The organism is Actinoplanes sp. NPDC049316 (assembly GCF_040677315.1).
Lineage (GTDB): Bacteria > Actinomycetota > Actinomycetes > Mycobacteriales > Micromonosporaceae > Actinoplanes.
This window is the reverse complement of record NZ_JBFAQM010000004.1, coordinates 196,797-223,610: the sequence shown is the minus strand read 5'-3', so window position 1 is coordinate 223,610 and position 26,814 is coordinate 196,797. Positions and strand designations below refer to the sequence as shown.

General features: G+C 73.5%; 20 protein-coding genes. 9 read left to right on the top strand and 11 right to left on the bottom strand.

Annotated elements, in window-relative coordinates:
* Nucleotides 1-4: 4 nt before the first annotated feature.
* The 3 genes from AB0K03_RS08430 to AB0K03_RS08420 form a co-directional block, all read right to left on the bottom strand.
* Complete coding sequence (locus AB0K03_RS08430; protein WP_364682110.1) at nt 5-2,803, bottom strand: BTAD domain-containing putative transcriptional regulator; 2,799 nt, start codon at nt 2,801-2,803, stop codon at nt 5-7.
* A 205-nt stretch (nt 2,804-3,008) separates the two neighbouring features.
* A complete protein-coding gene (locus AB0K03_RS08425) occupies nt 3,009-5,792 on the bottom strand; it encodes a transglycosylase domain-containing protein (RefSeq protein WP_364682108.1) in 2,784 nt (927 codons plus the stop codon).
* A gap of 146 nt (nt 5,793-5,938) precedes the next feature.
* Nucleotides 5,939-6,487 (bottom strand): hypothetical protein, encoded by a 549-nt coding sequence (locus AB0K03_RS08420; RefSeq protein ID WP_364682107.1) that lies wholly within the window; start codon nt 6,485-6,487, stop codon nt 5,939-5,941.
* Nucleotides 6,488-6,665: 178 nt separating this feature from the next.
* Between AB0K03_RS08420 and AB0K03_RS08415 the strand changes: the two genes are divergently transcribed.
* Nucleotides 6,666-7,100, top strand: coding sequence for a YciI family protein (locus AB0K03_RS08415; protein ID WP_364682105.1), 435 nt, complete (start codon nt 6,666-6,668; stop codon nt 7,098-7,100).
* A gap of 40 nt (nt 7,101-7,140) precedes the next feature.
* On the top strand, nt 7,141-8,403 hold the full coding sequence (locus AB0K03_RS08410; RefSeq protein WP_364682103.1) for an RNA polymerase sigma factor: 1,263 nt from the start codon (nt 7,141-7,143) through the stop codon (nt 8,401-8,403).
* Nucleotides 8,404-8,413: 10 nt separating this feature from the next.
* Here AB0K03_RS08410 and AB0K03_RS08405 read toward each other — a convergent pair whose 3' ends face one another.
* The 3 genes from AB0K03_RS08405 to AB0K03_RS08395 are packed head-to-tail and all read right to left on the bottom strand — an operon-like array spanning nt 8,414 to nt 11,430.
* Nucleotides 8,414-9,478: a hypothetical protein gene (locus AB0K03_RS08405; protein ID WP_364682102.1), complete on the bottom strand. Its 1,065-nt coding sequence runs from the start codon at nt 9,476-9,478 to the stop codon at nt 8,414-8,416.
* 22 nt (nt 9,479-9,500) lie between these two features.
* Nucleotides 9,501-10,115, bottom strand: coding sequence for a class F sortase (locus AB0K03_RS08400; protein ID WP_364682100.1), 615 nt, complete (start codon nt 10,113-10,115; stop codon nt 9,501-9,503).
* 1 nt (nt 10,116) lies between these two features.
* Nucleotides 10,117-11,430 carry a hypothetical protein gene (locus tag AB0K03_RS08395; RefSeq protein ID WP_364682098.1) on the bottom strand — a complete coding sequence of 438 codons (1,314 nt, stop codon included), beginning with the start codon at nt 11,428-11,430 and terminating at the stop codon, nt 10,117-10,119.
* A gap of 189 nt (nt 11,431-11,619) precedes the next feature.
* On the opposite strand from AB0K03_RS08395, the gene AB0K03_RS08390 reads away from it, so the two are divergent.
* A complete protein-coding gene (locus AB0K03_RS08390; protein ID WP_364682096.1) occupies nt 11,620-12,984 on the top strand; it encodes a serine/threonine-protein kinase in 1,365 nt (454 codons plus the stop codon).
* A 537-nt stretch (nt 12,985-13,521) separates the two neighbouring features.
* On the opposite strand, the gene dacB is transcribed toward AB0K03_RS08390, so the two are convergent.
* Nucleotides 13,522-15,126: a D-alanyl-D-alanine carboxypeptidase/D-alanyl-D-alanine-endopeptidase gene (dacB, locus tag AB0K03_RS08385; RefSeq protein ID WP_364682094.1), complete on the bottom strand. Its 1,605-nt coding sequence runs from the start codon at nt 15,124-15,126 to the stop codon at nt 13,522-13,524.
* A 116-nt stretch (nt 15,127-15,242) separates the two neighbouring features.
* Nucleotides 15,243-16,580, bottom strand: coding sequence for a M1 family metallopeptidase (locus AB0K03_RS08380; protein ID WP_364682092.1), 1,338 nt, complete (start codon nt 16,578-16,580; stop codon nt 15,243-15,245).
* 202 nt (nt 16,581-16,782) lie between these two features.
* On the opposite strand from AB0K03_RS08380, the gene AB0K03_RS08375 reads away from it, so the two are divergent.
* Both AB0K03_RS08375 and AB0K03_RS08370 read left to right on the top strand, forming a co-directional pair.
* Nucleotides 16,783-18,276, top strand: coding sequence for a S8 family serine peptidase (locus tag AB0K03_RS08375; RefSeq protein WP_364682090.1), 1,494 nt, complete (start codon nt 16,783-16,785; stop codon nt 18,274-18,276).
* A gap of 23 nt (nt 18,277-18,299) precedes the next feature.
* Nucleotides 18,300-19,847, top strand: a complete 1,548-nt coding sequence (locus tag AB0K03_RS08370) for a diguanylate cyclase (protein ID WP_364682088.1) — start codon at nt 18,300-18,302, stop codon at nt 19,845-19,847.
* A gap of 13 nt (nt 19,848-19,860) precedes the next feature.
* On the opposite strand, the gene AB0K03_RS08365 is transcribed toward AB0K03_RS08370, so the two are convergent.
* The gene (locus AB0K03_RS08365; protein ID WP_364682086.1) at nt 19,861-21,126 is read right to left on the bottom strand and encodes a prolyl oligopeptidase family serine peptidase; all 1,266 of its coding nucleotides are present in this window, start codon (nt 21,124-21,126) and stop codon (nt 19,861-19,863) included.
* 154 nt (nt 21,127-21,280) lie between these two features.
* Between AB0K03_RS08365 and AB0K03_RS08360 the strand changes: the two genes are divergently transcribed.
* The 3 genes from AB0K03_RS08360 to AB0K03_RS08350 are packed head-to-tail and all read left to right on the top strand — an operon-like array spanning nt 21,281 to nt 23,854.
* Complete coding sequence (locus AB0K03_RS08360) at nt 21,281-22,282, top strand: ATP-binding cassette domain-containing protein (RefSeq protein WP_364682084.1); 1,002 nt, start codon at nt 21,281-21,283, stop codon at nt 22,280-22,282.
* On the top strand, nt 22,279-23,064 hold the full coding sequence (locus AB0K03_RS08355) for an ABC-2 family transporter protein (protein ID WP_364682082.1): 786 nt from the start codon (nt 22,279-22,281) through the stop codon (nt 23,062-23,064). Before AB0K03_RS08360 ends, AB0K03_RS08355 begins: the two co-directional genes overlap by 4 nt.
* Nucleotide 23,065: 1 nt before the next feature.
* Nucleotides 23,066-23,854 (top strand): ABC-2 family transporter protein, encoded by a 789-nt coding sequence (locus AB0K03_RS08350; protein ID WP_364682080.1) that lies wholly within the window; start codon nt 23,066-23,068, stop codon nt 23,852-23,854.
* Here AB0K03_RS08350 and AB0K03_RS08345 read toward each other — a convergent pair.
* On the bottom strand, nt 23,851-24,858 hold the full coding sequence (locus tag AB0K03_RS08345) for an NAD(P)-dependent oxidoreductase (RefSeq protein ID WP_364682078.1): 1,008 nt from the start codon (nt 24,856-24,858) through the stop codon (nt 23,851-23,853). The two genes, AB0K03_RS08350 and AB0K03_RS08345, sit on opposite strands and share 4 nt — an antisense overlap.
* 118 nt (nt 24,859-24,976) lie before the next feature.
* On the opposite strand from AB0K03_RS08345, the gene AB0K03_RS08340 reads away from it, so the two are divergent.
* Entirely contained in the window at nt 24,977-25,543 is a 567-nt protein-coding gene (locus AB0K03_RS08340) for a TetR/AcrR family transcriptional regulator (protein WP_364682077.1), read from the top strand.
* 56 nt (nt 25,544-25,599) lie between these two features.
* Here the strand turns inward: AB0K03_RS08340 and AB0K03_RS08335 are convergent, their stop codons facing one another.
* Nucleotides 25,600-26,760, bottom strand: a complete 1,161-nt coding sequence (locus AB0K03_RS08335; RefSeq protein WP_364682075.1) for an amidohydrolase family protein — start codon at nt 26,758-26,760, stop codon at nt 25,600-25,602.
* Nucleotides 26,761-26,814: the final 54 nt, after the last annotated feature.

Here is a 26,814-nt window from a genome sequence, read left to right as displayed (position 1 = left end):
CAGGTCAGGCGGCGGACCGGGCCGGGGGCTCGCCGCCGTGCAGCTTGCTCTGCACGGCGGCGGCCTCCGGGTGGCCCAGCTCGGTGAGCAGGGCCAGGCCGTCGCGCCACGCCCGGCCGGCCGCGGCGCGGTCACCGGCGGCGTCGAGGGTGTCGCCGAGCCGGGCGTACGTGGCGCCCTGGCGGTAGCGGTCGCCCAGATCGGCGAACAGCTCGATGGCGCGCCCGAAGTGGACGGCGGCCGCACCGTGCCGGCCGAGCTGGTGGTGGGCGTAGCCGAGACTGTCGAGGGTCAGGGCGATGCCGTGCCGGCTCCGCAGCTGCTCGTGCAGGGCGAGGGACTGCGCGCAGCAGGCGATGGCCCGCTCGGGATCGCCCAGGTGGGCGTGGTGCCAGCCGATGGCGTTGAGGGCCGCGGCCTGGCCCGGCCGGTGCCCCGCGGCAAGATACAGCGCCAGGGACTGCCGGTCGTACGGCAGCGCCACGGCGTGCCGGCCCTGCCGGGCGTGGACCCGGGCGAGGCTGCGGTGGGTGTGCGCCTGGCCGAGGAGGTCGCCGAGCCGGGTGAACAGGTCGAGCGCCTGTCCGAGGTGGGCACGCGCCTCGTCGGAGCGCCCGAGCCACACGTACGCGAGGGCCACCTCGCGGTGCGCGTGGGCCTGCAGCCCCGGGTCCCCGAGCCGCCGGGTCGCCGCCAGGCCCGCCGCGTGGACGGCGAGCCGGTCCTGCCCGTGCCCGTGCCGGTCGAGGTACGTGGTGAGCGCCCACGCCAGCTGCCACACGTGGGTGTCGCTGCCGGTGTCCGCGGCACAGGTCAGCGCGGCGAGCAGCCCGGCGTGTTCCGCGGTGAACCACGTGAGCGCCGCGGTGTGGTCGTCGAACCGCTCCGGAGTGACGCCGGGGGCGGGACGTGCCGGCAGGACCGGGTCCCGGTGCGGGGCGAGCAGCCGGTCGGCGGCCGTGGCGGTGTGCAGGTAGTGGTCGAGGATCCGGCGTACGGCGTCCCGCCGGCCGGCGTCCGCGCCGGCGACCTGCTCGGCCGCGAACAGCCGGACCAGATCGTGCATCCGGTAGCGGCCCGGCGCGGGGATCTGCACCAGGTGGCCGGCGGTCAGCTCGCGCAGCAGCGCGCTCGCCCGCGCCGGAGGTAGTCCGGCCAGGCTCGCGGCTGCGGGCAGGGTGAGGTCCGGCCCCGGGCACAGACCCATCAGGGCGAACATGCGCGCCGCGGCGGGTGTCAGCGCCTCGCGGGAGGCCGAGAGGACGGCTCTCAGGTTGACCGTCACCTCGCCGCCGTCCAGCGCGTCCAGGCGGGTGGCCGCCTCGTGCAGCTCCGCGGCCAGCGACGCCAGCGGTAGCCCCGGGTCCGAGGCGGCGCGGGCCGCCACGATGCTCAGCGCCAGGGGCAGGCCCGCGCACCACCGCAGCAGCGCGGTCACCGCCGCGGGCTCCGCCGCCGTACGGTCCTCGCCGACCTGGCCGGCGAGCAGCTGCCGGGCCTCCGCGCCGGTCAGGACGTCGAGCGTGAGCGGACGGGCGCCGTACGCGCTGAGCAGCCCGAGCAGCCGCGACCGGCTCGTGATCAGCACCGTGCACGACCCCGACCCGGGCAGCAGCGGTACGACCTGGGCGGCGTCCCGCGCGTTGTCGAGGACGATCAGCAGGCGCTTGCCGGCGATCAGGCTGCGATAGAGCCCCGCCCGGGCCTCCGGGGCGGCCGGCATGGCGGAGGTGTCCACGCCGAGACCCTCGAGGAAGCCGCGTACGGCAGTGTCCGGCGCCACCGGCTCGCCGGTGGGATCGAAGCCGCGCAGGTTGACGTAGAGCTGCCCGTCGGGGAAGCGGGCCGCGTTGTCGTGCGCCCACCGCAGCGCCAGCCACGTCTTGCCGACCCCGCCGGCGCCCCCGATCGCGGAGATGACGACCGGCGCCGTCCCGCCGGTGGGGCCGTCCAGGGTCGCGTCGAGCTCGGCGAGCGCCGCCGACCGGCCGGTGAACCGCCACGGCGGCGCCGGCAGCTGGCGCGGCACCGGGCCGGGCGACGGCCGGGCGGCGGCCGTCACCTCCAGGGTCGCGTCGCCGGCGAGGATGCGGCGGTGAAGCTGCTGCAGCGGCGGGCCCGGGTCGGCGCCGAGCGTGTCGGCCAGCAGCCGGCGCATCCGCTGATAGGTCGCGAGCGCCTCGGCCTGGCGGCCGCAGCGGTACTGGGCCAGCATCACCTGGGCGCAGAGGCGTTCGTCCAGCGGGTGAGCGCCGGCGCAGGCCACGAGGTCGGGGAGCAGGTCACCGTGCCGCCCGGCGCGCAGCGCGGCGTCGTTGCGGTCCAGAACGGCCGACCGCCGTTGATTCAGCAGTCCCTCCCGGACGGCGGCCAGCCACGGGGTGTCCAGGACGCCGAACGGCTCGCCGCGCCACAGGCCGAGCGCCTCCTCGAACAGCGCCACCGCGCTGTGGTCGTCCGCGGCGGCCCGGGCCTGCGCGAGCAGAGCGCCGAATCGGTGCACGTCCACGGTCATCGGGTCGGCGGTGCACGCGTACCCGCCGGGCCGGCGCACGATCTCGACACCGTCGGCCGTGGACAGCGCCCGGCGCAGTCGCGACAGGTAGCTGCGCAGCACCCCGGGCGCGCGCTGCGGCAGCCGCTCGCCCCACACCCGGTCGAGGACCCGGTCGGCGGGCACCGCACGGCCGGCGTCGGCGAGCAGCGCGGCCAGCACGCACCGCTGCCGGTCGTGGCCAAGGTCGAGGCGGCGGCCGTCCACGACCGCTTCCACCTCGCCCAGCAGCCGGAACTCCACCGCCATCCGGCCTCCGTTCGACCCCGGCCGGCACTCCGCCGGCCGGAACCCGGCACCGCCGGCACTCCGCCGGCCGGAACCCGGCACCGCCGGCACTCCGCCGGCCGGAACCCGGCACCGCCGGCGCGTCGCCGGATGGGAACAAGTGTGCGCGGCGCACCGGCCGTGGCCAGCGGTTTGTCGGCCACCGGACCGCCCGGCGCCGGGCTCACTACCACCCGAGGTAGCTGCGGGCGAGCGCGGCGACGTGCTCGACGACGGCGATGCCGGTCTTCTGACCCGTGTGGCCGTGCGACAGCACGGACACCGACACATCGGTCTTGTCGCCGGTGATCCGGCCGGTGCTGTTGATGATCCAGCGGTTGTCCTCGGAGGACCGGGCCAGCCACCCGTTCTTCACCGCCACCCGCTCACCGGCCAGCGACGCGGCGCTCACTCCCCAGTTCTGGTCGGCGTTCACCGACGACATGAGGTCGAGGATCGCCTTCCTGGACTTCTCGCTCAGCGGGCTGCTCGCGTCCGCGAGGGCCGCCAGCATCCGGGTCTGGTCGTTCGCCGTGGTCCGGGTGAGGCCGAATGCCGACGCGGGTTCGGTGTCGCGCAGGCCGAGCCGTTCGCAGGCGTCGCGCAGCCCGGAGGGGCCGCCGATCGCCGCGTACACCTTCTTGGCCGAGTCGTTGTCGCTGGCTTTGATCATCTTCGCCACCCGGGACTTCTCAGCGCCGGTGAGGCCACGGTTCTCGTCCTGCGCCTTGAGCAGCAGAGCGGCCAGCAGCTCGACCTTGATCACGCTGGCCGCCTCGAGCCGGGTGTCGCCGTGGTAGTCGTACCGGTCACCGGTCTTGCGGTCGACCACGGAGACGGTGAACTCCGGCACGGTGTCGGCGTACGTGTCGAGCACCTTCGTCAGCCGGTCCACCCGCTCCGGCCAGGAACCGGTCGCCTTCGACCTGTCCACCTGATCGCCCCTCTGCGGCCCGGGGTAGACGAGGCCGGGGAACGCCTTGGCGTCCGGCGGAACGGTCTTCAGGTCCATCCTGACGGGCTCGCCCACCAGGGTCGCATCCGCCAGCTGCCGGGGCGGCTGGTCGCGCAGGGCGCCCGCGAGGAAGGCCCGCCAGACCTCGTACGGCATGCCGTCGCCGTTGATGGCCTTGCCGTTCTTCAGCCGGATGGGTCCGGGCTTGTCGCGCCCCACCCACGCCACCGCGGCGAGGGCCGGCGTCCACCCGGCGGTCCAGGCGTCCGACGAGTCGGTGGTGTCGGCCCACTGCTGCGAACCGGTCTTCGCGGCGGCCGGCAGGTTCGGGATGGGGCCGTCGTGCTGCACGACCTCCGCGAGCACGGCTCCCACGTCCGCGGCCACGTCGTCGGAGAGCACTTGCTTGGTCTTGCCGGCGTGCCGGTGCAGGCCGGCGCCGTCGGCCGTGGCCACCGACTGCACGAAGTGCCGTTCCGCGCGCCGCCCACCGCCGGCCAGGGTCGCGTACACCGTCGCCATGTCGGCCGGGGCCACGGGATAGCGGCCCAGGGCGATGTCCGGTCGGGTACGGCCGGGAGACGGCTCGCCCTTGAGGTCGACGAGCGTCTGCTGGTCGCCGTACTTCTCGGGGACGCCGAGCCGGCGGGCCAGCCGGCTGACGGCGTCGGGACCGATCTGTTCCGCGACGGCATAGAACGGCGTGTTGAGCGAGTGCACCATCGCGGTGTCCAGCGGGCAGATGGGGCACTGCAGGTTCTCCTGGTTGTACAAGGGCGCGCCGTTGCGGCTGTCGAAGAGACGCGGCGAGCTGCCGTTGTACAACGACCGGAACCCGATGCCGCGTTCCTCGGCGGCGGCGAGCACGATCGGCTTGAACGTGGAGGCGGGCGGCCGGGCGGCCATCGCGTCGTCGAAGTAGCCGCGGCCACGGTCGCCGCCGTAGTAGGCGCGGACCCCGCCGTCGGCCGGGTCGACGGCCACCAGCGCGGCGCGCAACTCCTTCGGCTGCCCCTTCAGGGCCTTGCCGACGGTGTCGGTGGCGGCGGCCTGCGCGGTGGCGTCGAGCGTGGTGGTGATCCGCAGTCCACCCGTACGGATCTGCTGCCGGCTGATGCCCGCCCGGGTGAGCTCGTCCTCCACCCGGTCCGCGACCAGCCCGGCCGGCCCGCTGATGGTGCTCGTCGTGACGGACTCCTTGGCCACGGCCGGGTACGGCGTGTTCTCGGCCGCGCCCGCGTCGAGCCAGCCCTGCGCGGCCATGGACCGCAGCACCCAGCGCCACCGCTGCTGGGCCCACGTCCGGTCCACGGCCGGGTCGCCGCGGGTCGGGTCCTTGACCATGGCGGCGAGCACGGCGCCCTGGGCCACGCTCAGCCGGTCGACCGACGCGCCGAAGTAGGCCCGCGCCGCGGCCTCGATGCCGTACGCGCCCCGCCCGAAGTAGATGGTGTTGAGGTAGCGCTCGAGGATCTCGTCCTTGCTCCACCGGTGCTCGACCTTCAGCGCGAGGGCGGCCTCCCGGGTCTTGCGGCTGACCGTGCGCTCCTGCGTCAGGTACGCGTTGCGCACGTACTGCTGGGTGATGGTGGAGGCGCCCTGGCCGCTGTCGTGCACGAGGTTCGTCCACAGCGCGCGCAGCAGGCCGGTCACCGAGATGCCGAAGTGGTCGTAGAAGTCCCGGTCCTCGGCGGCCAGGAACGCGCGCCGCACGTGCACGGGGACCCGGTCCAGGCTGACGTCCGTCCGGTCGGCCAGCCCGATCCGGGCGAGCACGGTGTGACCGTCGCGGAAGTAGAGCACCGAGGCCTGCGGGGGCACCGGGTCCGGGGGCAGGTCGACGCTCGCGACGTACCCGGAGGCGACTCCGGTGAGCATGAGGACCACCACGGCGAGGGCCGCCACGGACCTCCGCAGCCATCGCGGGACCCGCAGGTACCAGTCCGGTGCCCGGCGCTTGCGGTGCCGCCGCGGGGGCGGCTCGGTGGCCGCGGGGGAGGCCGGTCGATCAGACACTGCGCGCACTTCCGTCAATGCCATGCGGGCGATCAAACCCGGCGAATGTCAGGAAGTTGTTGAGATGCGCAAATGGTGCAGTGTTCCCTACGTTCCGTGACGGTCGCGGCGGACGGCCGGCGCTCCGGCATCGCCCGTCGCCGAGGTCACCGCCCGGTACGGAGCACCTTGGTCGCCGTGCCGAAGCTGACGGTGAGCGACCAGCCGGTCGTCGAGGAGACCAGTTTCGCCCGGGTGATCCGCGCGCCGCGGGGCTGCGGGCACGGCTGACCGACCGACGGCGGGACGGACGTGCCCGAGACGCCCGCGTACGGGCCGGTGATCCGGAAGCCGACCAGCCGCGAGCCACGGTCGTACCCGGAAGGCGCGCCGCGGCGCGATTCGCGGACCACCGCGTCGGCCAGCTCGAGCCGGCCGAACTCGCGCTGGTGGCGTACGGGGAAGAAGCCCTTGCCGCACGAGACCGAGTACGCGTCCTCGGTCCAGAAGCCGTGGTCGAAGACGAGCCGGCCGGCGCGCGCCGCCAGCACCGCGTCGCTCCAGCCGAACGCCTTCCGGACATCCGCGGCGCCGGCGAAACCGGACTTGGCCTCGGGGTCGTAGCGCACCGACGCGGTGGCCGGGGCGGCGGGTCCGAGGCCGGCGGCGACGGTCGCACCGGCGGCGGCGAGCTGGAGAAGGCGGCGCGAGAACATCTCTGAACTGACTCCTGAGCGTTGATCCGGGGTTTCCGCCGGGTTCAACGATCATGGCGAGCGGAGAGCGTGGCCCGCCGGGGACAAGATCGCGGTGAGAACCTCCGGCCGTGTGTCGAGTGGCCCCGGCGCCGTTCGACGCGTAGGTGTCAAGGCGTCCCGACAGGAGGAGACAGCGATGCGGTTCATGGTGATCACCAAGGCCACCCCGGAGAGCGAGGCCGGCGTGCTGCCGGCCACCGAGGACATCGGCACGATGGGCGCGTTCATCGAGGAGCTCGTCGACGCGGGGGTGCTGCTGGCCGCCGAGGGCCTGCACTCCAGCGCCGAGGGGGCCAGGATCTATTTCGACGGCGAGAACAAGACCGTGGTCGACGGGCCGTTCACCGAGACGAAGGAGCTCATCGGCGGCTTCTGGCTGGTCGAGATGAAGTCGCTCGAGGAGTGCGTCGAGTGGTTCAAGCGCTGCCCGATCCAGCGTCCGGGCGACGGAGGGCCGGCCAACCTCGAGATCCGGCGGGTCCTGGAGGCCGCGGACTTCGGCGACAGCTTCACCGCCGAGCAGCAGGAAGCCGTGGCGGAACGGCGCGCCCGGGCCGCCGGTAACGGCTGAGGTCGTTGCGCGCGATCGGGCGGTGGGGTAGACGGGGGCCGTGGCCACTGACACCCACCGCGCGATCGAGGCCGTCTGGCGGATCGAGGCGCCGCGGCTCATCGCCGGGCTCGCCCGGCTCGTTCGCGACGTCGGCGTGGCCGAGGAGCTGGCGCAGGACGCGCTTGTCGCAGCGCTGGAGCAGTGGCCGGCCGAGGGCGTGCCGCGCAATCCGGGTGCGTGGCTGACGACCACCGCCAAGCGCCGGGCCATCGACCGGATCCGGCGCGACGAGACCCTCCGGCGCAAGCTCGAGGAGGTCGGCCGGGACCTCGAGCAGGCCACCCCGGACATCGGCGCGCTGGTCGCCGAGGACGACGGCATCGGCGACGACCTGCTGCGGCTGGTGTTCGTGGCCTGCCACCCGGTGCTGTCCGCCGAGGCCCGCGCGGCACTGACCCTGCGGCTGCTCGGCGGGCTGACGACCGACGAGATCGCCCGGGCCTTCCTCGTGCCGGAACCGACCGTGGCGCAACGGATCGTGCGGGCCAAGAAGACCCTGGCCAAGGCGCGGGTGCCGTTCGAGGTGCCGCAGGGGGACGAGCTGGCGGCCCGGCTCTCCTCGGTGCTCGAGGTCGTCTACCTCATCTTCAACGAGGGCTACTCGGCCACCGCCGGCGGCGACTGGATGCGGCCGGCGCTGTGCGAGGACGCCCTGCGGCTGGGCCGGGTCCTGGCCCGGCTGACCCCGCGTGAGCCCGAGGTGCACGGCCTGGTCGCGCTGATGGAGATCCAGGCGTCCCGGTCGGCCGCCCGGATCGGTCCGGGCGGCGAGCCGATCCTGCTGGCGGACCAGAACCGGGCCCGCTGGGACCAGCTGCTGATCCGCCGTGGCCTGGCCGCGCTGGAGCGGGCCGAGGGCCTCAGTGACGGCAGGCCCGGCCCGTACGAGCTGCAGGCGGCCATCGCGGCGTGCCACGCCCGGGCCCGCCGCTTCGCCGACACCGACTGGGAACGCATCGCCGGCCTGTACGAGCGCCTGGCCCGGGCGACGCCGTCCCCGGTGGTCGAGCTGAACCGCGCGGTGGCGCTGGCCATGGCGTACGGGCCGGCGGCCGGGCTGGCGCTGCTGGACCGGCTGGTGGCCGTGCCGGCGCTGCGGAACTACCACCTGCTGCCCAGCGTGCGCGGCGACTTCCTGGTCAAGCTGGGCCGGCCCGCCGAGGCCCGGACGGAGTTCGAGCGGGCGGCCGCGCTGACCCGCAACGGGCGGGAGCGGGCCCTCCTGCTGGACCGCGCCGCCGCCTGCGCCGAGGACCGCTGACCGGGGAGCGTCAGTTGTCCTCGGCCCGCGCCCGGCCCACGGCCGGCGGCTGCACGGTGGCGCGTCCGCGCGCCACGGTCGGCGCCTGCCGCGCGACAGACGATGCGAACGCCCGGCGCCGGCGACGGCGCAGCACCACCATCACCGCGGCGGCCGTCAGCGCCGTGAGGCCCGCGGCGGCCGCGCCCCCGATCACCGCCGTCCGGGTCCGGGAGTGCGTCGTCGTCGCGGACGGGGCCGGCGCGGCAGCCACGACGGTGTCGCCCGTCAGGGTGAGGTCGGCGGTGTCGACCCGGACGGACACCTGCGCCGGCAGCGTCGGCGGGGTCGGGAACTCGACCAGGTAGCGGCTCGCGAGCACGGTCGACACCTGGTCGAGGGCGGGACCGACGTCGCTCTCGCGCGCGGGTGCGAAGAAGCCGCCGGTTGCCGCCGCGACGGCCGCCCAGTACGAACCGGCGACAGCGGGTCCCACCACGACGAGGATCGTCCCGCTCTGCCGGAACCCCGCGGCCAGGGCGCCGGCGTCCTGGCCGCCCGCGTCCAGCCCGGTCGTGTAGAGGACGACCAGCCGCCGCCCCGGCGCCGCCGCGGGGAACTGCCGCAGTGCCAGCGTCATGGCCGCGGCGGTGTCCCGGACGCCGCGGGCGGGCACCGAGGAGAGCGCGCGGACCGTGCCGGCCGGTCCGCCCGCCGGCCCGGCGATCACCGCGGCGGGCGCCGAGCTGTCGATCACGACCGCCCGGGTGGCGGCGGGGGCCTCCAGGATGAACCGCGCGCCGGCACTGCGCCACGCGGGCAGCGTCGCGGCGCCGGTGACCGACGTGTCGAGGACCAGTGCGACAGCGAGCCCGTCCGACATCACGGGCGCCAGGTGGGCCCACTGCGGCACACCGTCCCGGGTGACCGTGACGCTGCGGTGCCCGCTCCGGGTGCCGGCGCTCAGGTCGACGACCACAGCCGTCCGTTCACCCCGGACCAGGACGGCGGCGATCGGCAGCCTGGCCGGAACGGCCGCCGCGGCCGGCGAACCGGTCCCCGCCGCCGCCACCGCGAGCAGGGCGGACAGCAGCATCCGGGCCGGCCGCCGGAGATGCTCACGCCTCGTCGGCGAACACGATGACATTGTCCCGGTAGCTTCCTCGATCGCGGTCGAAGCTTCCGCCGCAGGTGACGAGACGGAGCGTGGCGTCCAGGGTGGGCGCGTACACGAGGTCGGTGGGGAACGCGGTCTTCGAGGTCTGCGCCACCCGGGTGACCCGGAACGTCACCTTGCTGCCGTCGGCGCGGTCGACGCCGATCAGCGTGCCGGGCCGTACGGTGCGCAGCCGCGCGAAGACCCCCGGGCCGGTACGGGAGTCGACGTGACCGAGAACCACCGCGGGGCCGGGCTGCCCGGGGCGTGGGCCGCGCTCGTACCAGCCGGCCACATCGGGACGCGCCGGCACCTCGACGGTCCCGTCGGGGCGCAGGCCGAGCCGTTGCAGGGGGCTGTCGACGCGCAGCGCGCGGATCCGCAGCCGCACCGGCGGGGCCACGACGGGATAGGTGCGCACCGACCGGAATCCGTCCGCCGCCACGGGTGCCGGGCCCCCGGTCGCGCCGGGCGCTGTCCCGCCGGGCCGGTGGGCGTACGGCTGCGCGCCGCCCAGCACTGCCAGCACCGCCGACGTCAGGCCGGCCAGGGTCGCGGTCCGGGCGTACGCGGGCATGTCATCGGGTCCCCGCGACGCCGGCGAGCCCGCCGTACCCGGTCTGCGCCCCGCCCTGCGGCAGCCGCGCGGCGACGGTGGCGCCGAATCCGTCCGCCAGCCGGCGGGCGAGGGCGAACATGTGCTCGTACGTGCGCCCCGCGATGTCCTGGGCGCCGCGGTAGTCCCGGGCGGCGTAGGCGTCGGCGTGCTCCAGCAGCATCCGGTCGTGGTCCTGCAGCGCCGAGGACAGGTCGGCCGCCGACATCCGGCCGCCGGTCGCGGGGGCGAGGACGGCAGCCATGTCCTTCTCGAACGTGCCGAGCTCGGCCCGCGTCTCGTGCCTGCGGTCCGGTTTCCCGGCGGCGGTGGCTCCCGCGTACGCGACCAGCAGCTCCACGTGCGACCCCCACAGCGACTGGAACCGCCGCGCGGTCGCCGCGCCGAACAGGGTGTCCACCGCGGCCGCCAGGTCCCGCGTGTTGTCGTTGATCATGTCTGCGGACGCGTCGAAGTCGGCGGTGTTCGTGACCGCCGCCCGGTTCACGTCCTCCAGCAGCACGGCGTGCTCGGCCAGGATCTCGCCCAGCCGGGACCGCAGCCGCCACACGGGCTTGCGCAGGGTGGCCCGGTCCGCCGCCGGCAGCAGCGCGTCGGCGAGCGTCAGGCCCAGGTCGTACGTGTGCCGGTAGCCCTCCCGGTAGAGCCGGTCCGCGGTGGCGTAGTCGCCGGCCGCGTACGCGTCCGCCTGCTCCGTCAGGTGGCCGACGTGCATGACGACCGCGGCGCGCGCCGCCTTCGGGGACAGCCGGCCGTGCGACGCCCCGGCGAAGAAGCGGGCGAGATCCTCCTCGTACTCGACCAGTTCCTCGCGGGCGTGGACCTTCGCGCCGTCGTCCTTGTCGGCCACGGCACCCGCGTACGCGACCAGCGCCACGATGTGCTCCGACCACATGGGACGGAACTTCTCGGCCGTGGCGGCGCCGAACAGCTGCCCCACGAGCGTGGTCATCGCGTCGGTGTTGCCGCCCAGCGCGGCGTTCGCGGCCTGGGCGAAGCTGTCGTCGCCCCGGATCCGGCTGCGCATCAGGTCGGCGGCCAGCACCGAGTGCCGGCCGAGCAGCGCCTGCAGGCGTACCGCCAGATCCGCGGACGAGGCACGCGCCGACCCGGCGGCCGCCGTCCGGTGAGCGGCCGGCCCGGCCGCCGTCCCGTGAGCGGCCGGCCCGGCCGCGGCTGTTGTCGAGATCGCCGGCCCGGCGGACAGCAGCACCGCCATCCCCGCGCAGAGCAGGAGGAACAGGTGCCGGCGGCTACCCACGTCGCGTGCCCGCATACGCCTCATCGCCTCATCGCCTCATCGGACGGTGACGTCGCCGCCGACCATACGCCCGCATCGAGATCGGTCGAGTCCCCCGAGCGGGCCATCCGGCATAGCCCGAAATCCGCGCAACACGAGATGAAATCCGCGTACGGCGGCGAGTACGGTCAGGAGTGCTGCTGCCCGCTACTCCGAGGTGACGGCATGGCGTACGGACAACCGGTGGCCGGGCGGTACCGGCTGCTACGACCCCTCGCCGAGGGGGGAGCCGGCCGGGTGTGGCTGGCCGCTGACGAGATGCTGCACCGGCAGGTCGCGATCAGGCGGTGGGGGCTGACGATGCGCGAGGCCCGTGCCCTCGCCCGGGTCGGCGACCCGAACCTGGTGGGCGTCCTCGACGTCCTGCCCGGCGACGGCGACGGCGAACCGTGGATCGTGCTGGAGTACGTCCCCGCGCGCACGCTGCTGCAGGTCATCGGGGAGTCGGGCCCGCTGTCGCCGGCGCGGGCCGCGACCGTCGGCCTGGCCGTGCTGCACGCGCTGACGGCGACGAGCCGCACCGGCGCCCCCCACCTCGACGTCGGGCCCGAGACCGTCCTCATCGGCGACAACGGCCGCATCGTGCTCTCCGACTTCGGCCCGCCGCTGCCGGACGACGCCGCCGAGCCGGTCACGGGAGACCCCGCCGGCCCGCCGCTGTGCCGGGCGCCGGAGCGTGCGCTCGGCGGCGATCCCACCCCGGCGGCCGATCTCTGGTCGCTCGGCGCGACGCTCTTCCACGCCGTCGAGGGACGCCCGCCGGCCGCCGGTGACACCCCGGACCGGCCGCGGCGCGCGGGACCCCTCACCGCCGTACTGGACGATCTGCTGCAGCGGGACCCCGCGGCCCGGCCACGACTCTCCGAAGTGGAGGAACGTCTCCAGGCGGTGGTGGGACCGCCGCCGGCACCCGAGGCGCGCCCGGCCGCCGCGGCGGTGCTGCCCGCACCGCAGCGGCATCGCTGGGCGGCGGTCGCCGCGGTGGCCGTCATCGCGGCGGCGGGCGCGGCAGCGGCGACCACCGGAGACGACGACCACGGAGCGGCCCCGCGGCCCTCGGTGGTGGCGTCCGCGAGCGCCCGCACGAACCATGCGTTGCCCCGCGACTTCCGCTGGTGGACCGACCCCGCCGGCTTCCGCCTCGCCGTGCCGCGCGGATGGCGCCACCACCACGACCCTGCCGGCGTGCTGGTGTTCACCGCGCCGGCGGGCCGGCCCACGCTTCGGATCAGCAGGCCGGCCGCGCCCCCGAACGACGTCGTCGCGGCGCTCACCGCCGAGGAGGGCGAGGGACGGCTCCCGGCGTACCGGCGCATCCGGATCGAGGCGCTGCCCGGCACGCCGGCCGCCGTGTGGGAGTACACGTTCCGCGACCCGGCCGCCGGCCCGACGCGTGCGCTGCGCCGGCTGCTGGTCGCGGACGGCCGCGCGTACGCCCTGGAATGGCGGGCGCCGAAGGCGGCGTGGGCGCCGGGCCTGCCGACACTGACCGTGATGCTGGACAGCTTCGAGCCGGTGACCGGGGCCTGATCCCTCAGGGTCCGGCACGTCCTGGCCGCCGAACGGGGCCGGCACGGAGTACGGAGACGAAGGGCTTCGTGCTGTGGCTGATGCGGGCCCGCAACCCGGTCGCGGGGCGACGCACCCTGTCGGTGACCACGGCGGGTCGGTGAACGCACGCCGTGTTCGCCCCTAGCCTGCTCCCGTGACCCCGGTTCAGAGCGGCACAGGCGTACGTCTGCACAAAATCAAACGTCCGGGAGGCGTCTTCTGGTTTCACCTGGAGCTGGTCCTGCAGAACGGTGACGGGACGTGGCTGCGAGGATCTGTCGGATCGCCGTGGAGTGCGACCGCATGACAGTGGTGAGCTTTCGGTGCCTGTCGTGGTGTTGCTGGCGATGAGCCGCCCATGGGTGGCGTGGTGGGTCGGCGACCCCGTGGATCGCCGCCTTGAGATCGATGTCTGCCTTCCCCCGGAGAAGACGGCGTACGCCGGGTGGTTCCGACGAGACCCGGACAGCGAGCCGCCCGGGTGAACGATCACCCGGGCGGTCCGCGGTCGTCCGGCTAGCAGGCGTTCGGCACCCACGAGCACTCGACGTCCTCGCCGTTGCGGGTGACGACGTGGCGCTGGACCGTCGGCAGCTCCCGGGTCCGCAGCGACGCCGCCTGAGGGCCGCCGGAGCTCGCCATGGCCACGGCGGCGGTGTCCAGGATGTCGCTGACGTTCGACTGCGCGGCGTTCGAGATCGACGAGAACACCAGTCTGCGCCCGCTGCGGTCGCTGACGTACCCGGAGAGCGCGTTGACGCCGGTGAGCGTGCCGGTCTTGCCGTGCAGGTTGCCGGCGGCCGGGGTGCCGCGCATGCGGCTGGCCAGGGTGCCGCCGATCAGCGGGGCGGGGTCGCCGGCGATGGGCAGCGCGGCGTACCAGGTGGCGAACCAGGGGCGCGACTGCGCGGCCTGCAGCAGGGTGGCGATCTGGGCCGTGGTGAGCCAGTCGCGGCGGCTCAGTCCGGAGCCGTCGCCCATGGTGATCTTGCCGGTGTCGACCCCGATCGCCTTGAGGGCGCCGGTGGCCGCCGCCAGGCCGGTGCTCCAGCTGCCGGCCGAGGCCGGCGTCTTCGCCCGGCCCATCGCCTTGGTGAGCAGCTCCGCGTGGCCGTTGTTGGACAGCTTCAGGAAGTACGGCAGCAGCTGGCTGAGCGGGATCGACGCGTGGTCGGTGATCGTCTTCGCGGTGCTGGGCGTGGCGCCGGTGGTGGTGGCGCCGGAGACGGTCACCCCGTGGCGCTTGAGCGCGTCGCGGAACACGCCGATGGCCACCTGCGTCGGGTCCTGCACCGACACGAGGTTCACCTTCGCGGCGCCGGCCAGCGGGATCGAGCCGGTCACGGTGATGGTGCTGGTGCCGTGCCCGCGGGTGGCGGACACGGTGGTCGCCGTGCCCTTCGCGCCGGTGACCGTCTTGTTGACGATCTTCACGACCGTGTTGGCCGGGGTGAGCGTGACGACGCCGGCCTTGCCGGCGGCGCTGCCCGGCTTGGTCTGCACGGCGACGGCGCCCGCGTTGTAGTTGGCGTCCGCGGCGACGGTCAGCGCGGAGATCGGCGCGGTGTCGGCGTACGTCTCGTCCTGCCACGACCAGTCCAGGCCCAGCGGGGTGCGGTCGAACCAGGTGTCGTCGGCGACCAGCGAGCCGGTGAACTTGGTGATGCCGGCCCGCGCCACCGCGGCGGCCATCGCGTCGAACTGCGCGTACGTCATGGTCGGGTCGCCCTGCCCGCGCAGGTAGAGGCTGCCCGAGACGGTCTTGCCGCTCTTGGTGCCCGAGTAGCGCGCGACCGTGTGGAACTTGTAGCCCGCCCCGAGGACCTCCAGGGCCGCGGCCGAGGTCATCAGCTTCTCGTTGGAGGCCGGGATGACCCGCTGCTCGGCGTTGTGCGAGTAGATGACCGACCCGCTGGTGGCGTCGCGTACCTGCAGCCCGGTGGTGGAGCCGGCCAGCCGCGAGTCGGCGAGGATCTGGTCCAGCGTCGCGACCAGGGCGGTGTCCGAAGTGGTCGTCGTCTCGGCGGACGCGGTGCCGACGGCGAACGCCGTACCGGTGACGGCGACGGCGACCACGGCCAGAACCGGCAGCACCGGCCCCTTGATACGCGCTCTACGCATGAATCAGCTCTGCTCTCGTCGGGGAACGTCGGAGGGTGGCGGCACATCCTCGCACGACGACGCCCGCCGGTGGGGGCACCCGCCGGGCCGGCCGGCACCCCCGCCGTGACCGGTGCTCAGCCCTCGACGCGATGCGCGGCCCAGAACGAGGTCAGGTCGGTCGAACCCGCGGCGGCCTGCGCGGCAGCCTTGAAGTCGGCGACGGTGGAGATGCCGTACCAGTGCGCGGCGGCGTACGACTTGAGCAGGTTCGCCATCGCGGTCGCGCCGATCTTGCGGCGCAGGTCGTGCAGCGTGCACTTGCCGTACCCGTAGACGACGGTGCTGTAGCGGCTGGAGTGCTGATCCCAGTACGCCATCGAGTTCGTCAGCTTCTCCGCCGACGACTGCCAGGTGATCCCGCAGCCCGTACCGGTCTTGTTGAAGTACAGGTCGGTCGCGTAGTCGGTGAACCCCTCGTCGAGCCACGGCGTGGAGTACTCGTCGTCGCCGACGATGCCGTAGAACCACTGGTGCGCCAGCTCGTGGGCGAGCGCGGTGGAGCTCACCAGGTCCAGCACGAAGCCGGGGTACTCCATGCCGCCGAACCAGAAGCCGTTGTCGAGCACCACGTCGGCCTCGCCGTACGGGTAGGCGCCGAAGCGGCCGGCGTGCGCGTCGAGGGAGCCGGTGGCCACCTTCAGCATCGAATTGGCGCTCGAGGAGCTGATCGAGCTGACCGAGTACACGTTGACGGCCACGCCGCCCGCGGTGGTTCCGCTGATCTTCTTGAACGGCCCGGCGGCCCAGGCGAACTCGCGGACCTTCTTGCCCACGGCCCGGGTGACCGTACGCCCGCTCGTCCCGGCGGTGTCGGTGGAGGTCCCCGTCGCGGGCACCAGCACGGACGACGGGTGGTCGAGCGTCACGTCGTAGTCGCCGGCCAGCGCGTAGAACGACTCGCCGTTGTTGGTGTACGGGTCCAGGTGCCAGCCCGCGGCGTCGCGGACGGCCAGCACCGGCAGCGCGTTGCCGATGAAGTAGTAGCTGCCGTCGTGGCCGAACCGGTCGACCCCGGACGGGACGACGATGCGCAGGTCGAAGCCGATGGTGCCGGTGCCGCCCTGGGCCAGCGGCGCGGGCAGGGTGATCTTGAGCGCGGTGCAGCCCACCTCCAGCGCCCCGGCCGTGCCGCCGGTGACGTTGCTGACCGTGATCGGCGTCGACGGGCAGCTGCCGTGGTAGTTGTCCCACAACCGCAGGTACACCTCGGTCAGCGGGGTCGCGGACGGATTGCTGAACGACACGCTCTCGTGCCCGGTCCAGGTGCCGCCGGTGGCGTCGCTGGTGAGGGAGATCGTGTACGCCGGGGTGGCCGGCGTGCGGGTCGCGTCGGGAGCCGCCGCGGCCGGGGTCGCCGGCACCGCGAGACCCGCGGTGACCGCGAGGACGCCGGTCATCAGTCTGGAGAGCATCTGCCGTCCTGTCGATCGCAGGGGATGGACATCGATCAGCATGATTCGGACCTCCGGCCGGCAGCAACGGGGGAACCCCTTGCGCCTGGCCGATCGGATGATGCCTGCCACCGACCGGCCACCATTTCCGCACCTGATTCATAACCGAGCGGGTCCTGCCGAGTGAAGGGGCCACAGTGTCACGGCGTCGAAGGAGCAGCAGATGACAGGCAGAGGCCGGCTCGCGGCCGCCGGGGTGGCCGTCGTCACCGCAGCCGCTCTCCTGCAGGCCGGCGCCGCGCAGGCCGCGCCCCGGAGGGCGTCGTTCACCGACTACAGCTACACCGCCACGGCGGCGGGGCTGGCCGACGTGCGACGGATCGTCCGGGACGACGTGGCGGCGGCCGCCGGCTACACCGGCAAGGGCGTCGGTATCGCGCTCATCGACACCGGCGTCGTGCCGGTACCCGGCCTGACCAGCGGCAACGTGGCGAACGGGCCGGACCTGTCGCTGGAGTCGCAGGTGCCGGGCCTGACCCGCCGGGACTCGTACGGCCACGGCACCCACCTGGCCGGCATCATCGCGGGGCGCGACGCCGGCGGCGGTGGCTTCCGGGGCATGGCCCCCGACGCCAAGCTGCTCTCCGTCAAGGTGGGCGCGGCGAACGGCGCGGTGGACGTCACGCAGGTGATGGCGGCCGTCGACTGGGTCGTGGCGCACCGCAACGACGACCCGGCCAACCCGATCAAGGTGCTCAACCTGTCGTACGGCACGGACAGCACGCAGAGCTGGGTGACCAGCCCGCTCAGCGAGGCCGTGGAGAACGCGTACCGGGCCGGCATCAGCGTGGTCGTGGCCGCGGGGAACACCGGGGGCAACATCCTGCTGCCCGGCTCCAACCCGTACATCATCACGGTGGGGGCGACGGACCCGCAGGGCACCACCAACCCGGCAGACGACCGGATCGCGTCGTTCAGCAGCACCGGCACGTGGGGCCGCGCCCCGGATGTGATGGCGCCGGGCCGCTCGATCGTCTCGCTGCGTGACCCGGGCAGCTACGCCGACGTCAACTACCCGTCGGCCCGGGTGGGGGACCGGTTCTTCACCGGCAGCGGCACCTCGCAGGCCGCGGCGGTGGTCAGCGGCGCCGCGGCGGTGCTGCTGCAGAAGTACCCGCACCTGTCACCGACGCAGGTCATGTGCCATTTGCGCGGCTCCGGCACGCGGGTCGCCGGCTCGTACGCCCCGCAGGTCAACCTGGAGCGGGCGCTCCAGTCCCGGCTGACCCGCTGCGGCCAGGGCGGTACCCCCGTCACCGGCACCGGCAGCATCCAGCGGGACCGCGGCACGTCGCTGGTGACCATGGGCGACGGCGTCCCGCTGACCGGGGAGCGGGACATCTTCGGCCCGCTGAGCTCGTCGGTGTGGGCCCGGGCCAGCGCCGCCCACACGTCCTGGAGGGGCGGGGACTGGATGGGCCGGCCGTGGACGGGCACCGGCTGGACGACGCCCTCGGACGGGCAGGCCAACTGGTCCGGCAAGACGTGGTCGGGCAAGACGTGGTCGGGCAAGACGTGGTCCGACATCGCGTGGGCGGCCCAGAGCTGGAACGGCAAGACGTGGTCCAACAGCGACGGCGCCGCGCCGATGTGGAGCGGAGCCTCCTGGTCCCTGGCCGGCTGGCTGTCGGCCGGTGACAAGGGCTGGTTGTCCTGAGCACTCTGACTCGAGGAGACGCGGTGCAGACGGCTGGGCTCGCCCGACTGGTGGATGACCTGGAGCAGTACCAGGGTCATGACATCGAGGCGAACCTGGCGTCGGCCACGGCTGTCGAGCGGGAGGCGCGGGCGGCCGGCGAGACGGTCCTGCAGCTGCGGGCCCGGCTGATCCGGGCCGACATGAAGCAGCGCGACGGGGACCGGGGCAGCGCCGCCCAGGTGTTTCTCGAGGTCGGGCGGCGGGCGCAGGAGCTGGGCTCGCGCCCGCTGCTGGCCCGCAGTCACTTCCATCTGGCGCTGACGTACAACTACCTCGGCGACCACGCCGCGAGCCTCGAACACGCGATCAGCGCCGCCGAGCTGCTCGAGGAGGACGCCGCGCCGGGCCTGCGGGTGATCTACCTGCTCCGGCTCGCGAACGCCCTCGGCGACGTGGGCTCCATCGACGCGGCGCGGGAACGCTACCGCGAGGCGGAGCAGCTGGCGATCGCCATGGACGACCTGCACCGGCGGCTGCAGGTGCTGAACAACCGCGCGTACACCGAGTTCGAAGCGGGCGAGCTCGCCGCCGCGGCGACCGTGGTCCAGCGTATGCGGGTCGTGGCCGCAAGCCTGGGTCGCGGTTTCCTCATCGTCGAGCGCGACACGATCGCGAACATCGAGATCGCGCTCGGCCGGTACGCGGCGGCCGAGCAGACGCTGCTCTCCCTGGCGGAGACGCCGCTCTGGTACGAGTCGCACGACCTCGCGGAGGCCATCCTCACCCTGGCCCGGATCCAGCGCGGGTTCGGCGCGCTGCGCCGGGCGCAGCAGAGCCTGGACCGCAGCCGTGCGCTGTGCGAGGAACGCGAGCTCACCGGCGTCCGGGTGGCCGTCATGGCCGAGCAGGCCGAGCTGTACGCCGCGGCCGGCGACTTCGAGCGGGCCTTCGCCGAGTACAAGCGGTTCCACGCGGCCGGCGAGCAGCTCCGCTCGGCCCAGCAGGAGGCCCGCGCGTCCACCCGGCAGGTGATGTTCGAGACCGCCCAGGCGCGCAACGACGCGCAGCGGTACCGCGAGCAGGCCCTGCGCGACCCCCTCACCGGGCTGCACAACCGGCGCTACGTGGACGACCACCTGCCCGCCGCGGTCGCCCTGGCCGCCGAGACCCGGTCGCCGCTGACGATCGCGCTCGTCGACATCGACCACTTCAAACGCATCAACGACACGTTGTCCCACGACACCGGCGACGAGGTGCTGGTCGCCGTGGCCCAGGAGCTGCGCTCCGTGCAGCAGACCGTGTCGGAGACCGGCTTCGTCGCCCGCATGGGCGGCGAGGAGTTCCTGGTGGTGCTGCCGGGGGTCTGCGCCGCGCAGGCCGAGAGCCGGCTCGAGATGCTGCGGCAGGCGGTCGCCTCGCACCGCTGGCGGCCGGTGACCGGCGAGCTGCCGGTCACCGTCAGCGTCGGGGCCACCGCGACCCTCGGCGACGACGCCGTGCCGGCCCTGCTCGCGGTCGCCGACCGGATGCTGTACGCCGCCAAGAACGCCGGCCGTGACCGCGTGGTCGTCCGCCGCCTCGCCGCGTGAGTCCCGGGCCGGGTCAGGCCCGCTGCCGGGCCATCCACTGCCAGATGTGGGTGCCGTGCACGCTCGGGTCGTTGCGGGCGACGTAGATCCACGACCAGTGACCGGGGAACTGGTGGCCGTTCCAGACGACGTGGTCGTAGAGCGACAGCAGCGAGCCGGGGATGAGGTCGTGCGCGTGCACGGTGTTCGCCTCGGGTGGCACGGTGTCGTCGTCGCGCGAGGCGACCAGCCAGGTCGGCGTCCGGATGCCGCGCAGCTCCGCGTCGGTGATCATCGTCGGGCCGCCCGGCTGCAGTGACTGGACCACCCCGCAGACGGGTACGGACGCCGCGAACAGGTCGGGGTAGACGGTGGTCATCTTCAGGCTCATGTAGCCGCCGTTGCTGCACCCGGCGACGTAGATGCGGTCGCGGTCGACGGCGTACCGGCGGGCCAGGTCATCGACGATCTCGCGGATGAGCGGGGCGAAGCGGTCGCCGTCCTCGAGCCAGTACGAGGTGCTCTGCGGCGCCACGACGTACGCGCCGGAGAAGATCCGCTGGGCCTCGGGGGTCGCGAAGCCGAGCGCGCCGCGGTTGGCGCGCAGCGTGGTCTCGTTGTCGTAGTAGCCGTCCGGCAACGAGGCGCCCTCGCCGCCGCCGTGCAGCCAGACGACGAGCGGGTGGCCCCGGCGGCCGGCGGAGCGGCGCGGCGGCGAGTACAGGCGGTACTTCATCCCCGAGCGGGAGGTGTGGTAGCTGAACGCGTCGACCTCGGGGTTGGACAGCCGCCCCTGGACGAACTCGAAGGTGACCGGGCGGTGCCCGCGGACGACGACGGGCGCGTGCTGGGTGATCGTGTAGACGAGATCGAGCTGGACGTTGCGCCCGCGGCCGGCGATGTAGCCGAGGGTGCCGCCGCCGACCCGGCCCTCGGCGTACGCGAGCTCGAGCACGATGTCGCCGTGGCGGTCGACCCGGACGGCGGTCACCGGGCGGTCCAGGTCGTACTCGCTGAAGATCTGGTCGCCGGGAGCTATCGGGATCGGGCTGGTCGCCTTGGCGTGCACGCTGAACGTGCCGGTCGTGAGGCTCGCCGGATCGATCCGGCCGAGCCGTCCCGTGGCGAGGGTGAGCGAGGTGACCTGCTCGCCGCCGTCGAGGGTCTCGGCATCGAGCGTGAACCGCACCCTCGTGCCCGCGTGTCCTCCCGCCTGGGCGGCCGCGCCCGGCAGGGTGAGCCCGACGGCGGCGCCCGCGCCGGCGACCAGGACGGATCGGCGGCTGATCGGCTGGCTCATGCGGCCTCCTCGTTTCGATCACGTTAAATGTCACGCATCGTCGCCGGTCTATCACAGAAGCCGCGCGGCCGACAAGAAATGGATTGCGTCGCGTAACCGGTTCCGTACGGTGGTCCCCGGTCGATGCAGGCATCTACACGGGGGGTTGCCACGCATGCCGATCGTCGAGGCACAAGGTCTGACCAAAGTGTTCCGCCGCCCGGACAAAGGCCCCGGCCTCGGCGGAGCGGTCAAGCACCTGTTCGCCCGCCGCTTCACCGACAAGGTCGCCGTCGACCACGTCGATCTGTCCATCGAGGCCGGTGAGGCGGTCGCGTACGTCGGCCCCAACGGCGCCGGCAAGTCGACGACCGTCAAGCTGCTCAGCGGCATCCTGGTGCCCACGGCCGGCGACGTACGCATCGACGGTCTGCACCCGCAGCGCGACCGCACGACGGTGGCGCACCGCATCGGTGTGCTGTTCGGGCAGCGTACGCAGCTCTGGTGGGACCTGCCCGTGGCCGAGTCGCTCGCCGTGCTGCGCGACATCTACGGCGTGGACCACGCCACGTACCGCAAGCGGATGGCCCGGTTCGACGAGGTCCTGGAGCTCGGCGAGATCCTGCCGGTGATGGGCCGCAAGCTGTCGCTGGGCCAGCGGATGCGCGCGGACCTCGCGGCGGCGCTCGTGCACGGGCCGCAGGTCGTCTACCTGGACGAGCCGACCATCGGGCTCGACCTGGCGGTGAAGGACCGCGTCCGCGAGTTCTTCCGCAGCATCCGGGACGAGGGCACGACGGTCATGCTGACCAGCCACGACCTGGCCGACATCGAGGGCTTCTGCCGCCGACTGGTGATCATCGACCAGGGCCGGATCATCTTCGACGGCGACCTCGAGGCGGTGAAGGACCGGTTCGCCCGCGAGCGGATCCTGCACGTCGAGACCGCGCGGCCGGCGCCGCTGGAGACCCTGCGGGCGTCGCTGCCCGGCGCGCAGGTCGAGGTGGAGGACTCCCCGGTCCGGTACGCGGTGCGCTTCGACCGCTTCGCCATGACGGCCGGGCAGGCGGTGACCGCGCTCGCCCAGCTCACCGAGCTGGTGGACTTCCGGGTGGACGAGCCCAGCATCGAAGACGTGATCCGCCGGGTGTACTCGGGGGAGCTGGTGCTCGGATGAGGGGATACCGGGCCCTGATCCGGGCCACCGCGCGGGCGGCGCTCGCCTACCGGTTCAGCCTGCTGCTCGGCCTCGGCGCCGTGCTCGTCCAGCTCGTCGCGCTGCTCGCGGTGTGGCGGGTGATCCTGGCGCAGTCGCCGGTGAACGGCTTCACCTGGCCGCAGATGCGGGCGTACCTGCTGGTGGCGTTCGCGGCCGGCACGGTGGTCTCGCTGCTGGGCGACTTCCGGATGGCCTTCCGGATCCTCGACGGCGACGTCGCGCTGGACCTGGTCAAGCCGATCGACTACCAGAAGGCCCGATTCGCCGAGGCGGTCGGCGGCCTCTGGATCGAGGTGATCCTGATCGGCGTGGTCGTCGGCGTCACGCTGGCCCTCACCGGCGGGGTCGACGCGCCGGCCGGCCCGGGGCTCGCCCTGTTCGCCGTGAGCATGCTGCTGCTCGTGCCGCTCAAGTTCCTGATCGTGTACGTGAGCACGCTGACCTGCTTCTGGACGCAGAACTACATGGGTGTGCAGTGGGCCCGCCTGGCCGCGGTGAACCTCCTGTCCGGCGCGCTCATCCCGCTGGCGTACCTGCCGGGCTGGCTCGCCACGGCGGCGCAGTGGTCGCCGTTCGCCGGGCTCACCTCCACCCCCGCGCTGATCTTCCTGGGCCGGGTCGACGGCCGGCACGCGCTGCAGCTCGTCGGGATCCAGCTCGCCTGGGTCGTGATCCTCTGGTTCGGCGCCCGCCTGGTGTGGCGCGCGGGTCTGCGCCGGCTCACCGTCAACGGAGGCTGACATGCGAACCGTACGGCTCTACCTGCGGCTCCTGGGCGCCCATTTCCGGTCGCTGCTGGAGTACGAGGCCGACTTCGTCATCCTCGTGGCGGCCACCGTGCTGATGCAGGTGGTCAACATCGTCTTCCTGGCGGCGCTGTTCGCGAAGGTCCCGGCGCTGCACGGCTGGACGTTCTGGTCGGTGCTGATGATGTTCGGCGCGGTGGCCCTGGCCGAGGGCGTGGGCTCGCTGTTCTTCGACGGCATGTGGTCGCTGTCCTGGCAGATCAACCGCGGCGAGCTCGACTACTACCTGGTCCGCCCCTTCCCGGTGGCGCTGCAGTCGAGCAGCGCCCGGATCGGCGTCAACGGCCTGAGCAACATCGTCATGGGTACGGCCATGATCGGGAGCGGGCTGGCCCACGTGGACGTCGTCTGGACCCCGTGGCGGGTGTTCCTCGGCGTCGTGCTGCTGGTCAGCTCGGTGGTGATCAAGCTGTCGATCAACCTGACCACGAACGCGGTGTCGTTCTGGCTGTCCAGCCCCACCCCGCTGTTCGCCTTCGCTATGCACCAGGTGGGCGACCTGGCCCGGTTCCCGCTCTCCATCTACCCGCTGGCGCTCAAGGCGGCGCTCGGCGCGGTGCTGCCGTTCGCGTTCATCGGCTTCTTCCCGGTCGCGTACCTCCTGGACACCGGGCAGTCGCGGTGGATCGGGCTGCTGACGCCGCTGGTGGCGGCGTACTGCGCCGTCGCGGCGGCATTCATCTTCAAGCGCGGCATGCGCCGCTACGAGAGCGCCGGCAACTAGCTTCCGCCGCCGGCCGTCAGGGCCGCCATCCGGCCAAGGCCTTCGTCGACGGTGATCGTGGGCTGGTATCCCAGGTGGGTCCGGGCCCGGGTGATGTCGTAGACGCGGTCGCGGCCCATGAAGGTGACGATCCATCGAGTGAGGGGTGGTGGCGTGGCACTGCGACGGGCCTTGGCGGCCGTCTCCAGGACCGTGGCGATGGCCGACGCGATCGCCCGTGGGTAGCTGCCGCTTCCGCTCACGTCGAGGCCCTGGGTGGCAAGCAACGGGGTGAAGAAACCGCGGGCCGGTCGGGGTTCGCCGTCGGTGACGTAGCAGACGAGGCCGTGGTCGCCCCGCGTCATCGCCAAGGCGACGGCGTGGGCGAGGTTGTCGAAGTGGCAGAAGTCGACCGTGTGCTGCCCGCCGTCGATCCAGGCGAACCGGCCGGCCCGGACGGAGTCGGCGAACCCTTGCAGGTTGCCGGCCGTCCCGTGGCCCCAGAGAAAGGGCGGCCGGAGGATCACCAGCTCGGTCTCGCCGTGAGGCAGCGCGAGGAGTTCTTGCTCGGTGCGCAGCTTGACCCGGCTGTAAGCGATGGTCGCCCGGCCTGTTTCGGAGGTCTCGTCCACGATGCTCGGGTGCTCGGTGCCGGTGGAGACGCTGGCAGCCGAGACCAGGACGAAGCGTTTCACCCCTGCGGCCACCGCGGCCTCGTACAGGGCGCGGGTAGGCAGCAGATTGCGCTCGACGAACAGGTTGTCGGGCCCCCAGAACTCCATGAAGGCCGCCGCGTGGACCACGGCGTCGACCCCGTGAAGGGTGGTCAGCCATGCCGGCGTGCCCGCGCCCGTCCGGACGGCCTCCGCCAGGTCACCGCGCACCGGACGGGCGCCTGCGGCCGCGACCGCCTTCTCCGCCGAGGCCGACCTCGCGAGCGCGTGCACGGTGTTCCCGTCGGCTACGAGCCTGCGGATGATCACACCGCCGGCGGAGCCGGAGCCGCCCGTGAGAAATACGTCCATGAGTTCCCTCCACCGCCGGGACGCGTTCCGTTGACGCTGTCACCTGAATGAAGTGTGCGGGGCTGAGCTGACAATGTCAACTGACGAGCTGACGATGTCAACTAGTTAGCATGGCGTGGTGATCAGTCGCTCGGAGTCCGCTGCCGCCACCCGTCGTTCACTGCTCGACGCGGCGGCCGGATTGCTGGACGAAGGCGGACCGGAGGCGGTGACGCTGCGCGAGGTGGGTGCCCGGGCCGGCGTGAGCCGCGGAGCGCCCTACCGGCACTTCGTCGACAAGGGCGACCTGCTGACCACGGTCGCGGCGGAGGCGTGGGATCGGTTGGCGGATCGGGCCGTGGAGTTGGCCGCCGATCCGGCGACCCCGGCGGAGGAGAAGCTGCGGAAGATGCTCGCCGGGCTGCTTGCCATCGGCCGCGAGCAGCCGCATCTCTACCGGCTGATGCACCAGGCGCCCGCCGGTGACGAGGTGCTGCGCGCGGCGTCGCGGAGCCAAGGCCCGTTCGTGGCCGTCCTGGGTGACCTGGTGGGCGAGGACCAGGCCTATCGCTACGGGGCGCTGCTGCTCACCAGTGTGCACGGGATCATCGGGATGGAGGCCAGCGGTCAGCTCACCGCCGACAAGTGGCACACCGACGCCGACGACATCCTGACCCTCCTGACCGGAATGATCGGCGATCGCTGAGCCGTGACACCGGCGCCCGGTGGCCGAGGCCGATGTGCTCGACGCGGCCCGGGGCTCTACCGGATCACGTGGCCGTGGGCGACGACGGCCCGGACCCGGCGCAGCGCCGCCAGGTCGGTGGCCGGGTCGCCGTCCACCGCGAGGATGTCCGCGTCGAACCCCGGCGTGATCCGACCCTTGCGCCCGGCCAGGCCGCACGCCGCGGCGGCGGCCGACGTGGCGGCGCGCAACGCGTCGACCGGACCGAGCACCATCGCGGCGGCCTGGGCGATGGCGTAGGGCAGGACGTCGTGCGGTTTGGTGACGTCGATGCCCGCGTCCGAGCCCACGAGCAGGCGGGCGCCGGCGTCGCGCAGGCCGCGGAAGGTGGCGACGATGCCCGGCAACCGGTCCTGGACGGCCGGGGTGGTCACGGCCCCCGGCGCGGCGGCATTGCCGGCGACGATCCCGACCGGGACCCGGCTGCGCGCGATGCGGCCGATGAGGTCACCCGGTTCGTCGACGCCGCCGGCGCTCCAGAACGTCACATGTTCCAGCCCGTCCACGCCCGCGTCGAGCGACTCCCGGATGGACGCGGTGCCGTGGGCGTGCGCGACGACCGGCAGATCCAGCCGGTGTGCCTCGTCCACGAGGGCCCGCAGCACCGCCGGCGGGAACTGGGACAGCTCCGGACGGGTGCCCGGTGTCATGCGGCCGCCGCTGGCCATCACCTTGACGACGTCGACCCCGCGGTCGGCCCGTTCGCGTACGGCCGCCCGTACCTTGCCTTCCGAGGGCTCGACCGCGCCGCCGAGGAAGTGGCAGTGCCCGGCCGGCGTGGTGATCGGTGGCCCGGCCGCGACGATCGTGGGCAGATCGGCGCGGTCGCGCAGCCGCAGCGACAGGTAGTCGAGGTCACCGAGGTCACGGATCGTGGTGACACCGCCGAGCAGGGCGGTGCGGCCGGCTGTCTCCATGGCCGCGAGCACCGCGTCCTCGTCGCTCTCAGCGAGGGCGGCGACCGGGTCGGGGCCGGCGTCGAACGCCAGATGCACGTGCGGGTCGATGAGGCCGGGAAGCAGCGTCGCGCCGGGAAGGTCGACGAGGCGCGCGTGCGGCGGCGGCGACCCGGCACTGTCGACGGTGACGATGGTGCCGCCGTCCACCACGACCACGGGATCGGGGAGGAGGGACTCCGACACTCCGTCGAAAAGGGCCGCCGCCCGGATCGCGATCACGGGGCACAAGTTATCGGGCGGCCGCCACCCCGGCCCGGCTGATAGAACACGAGG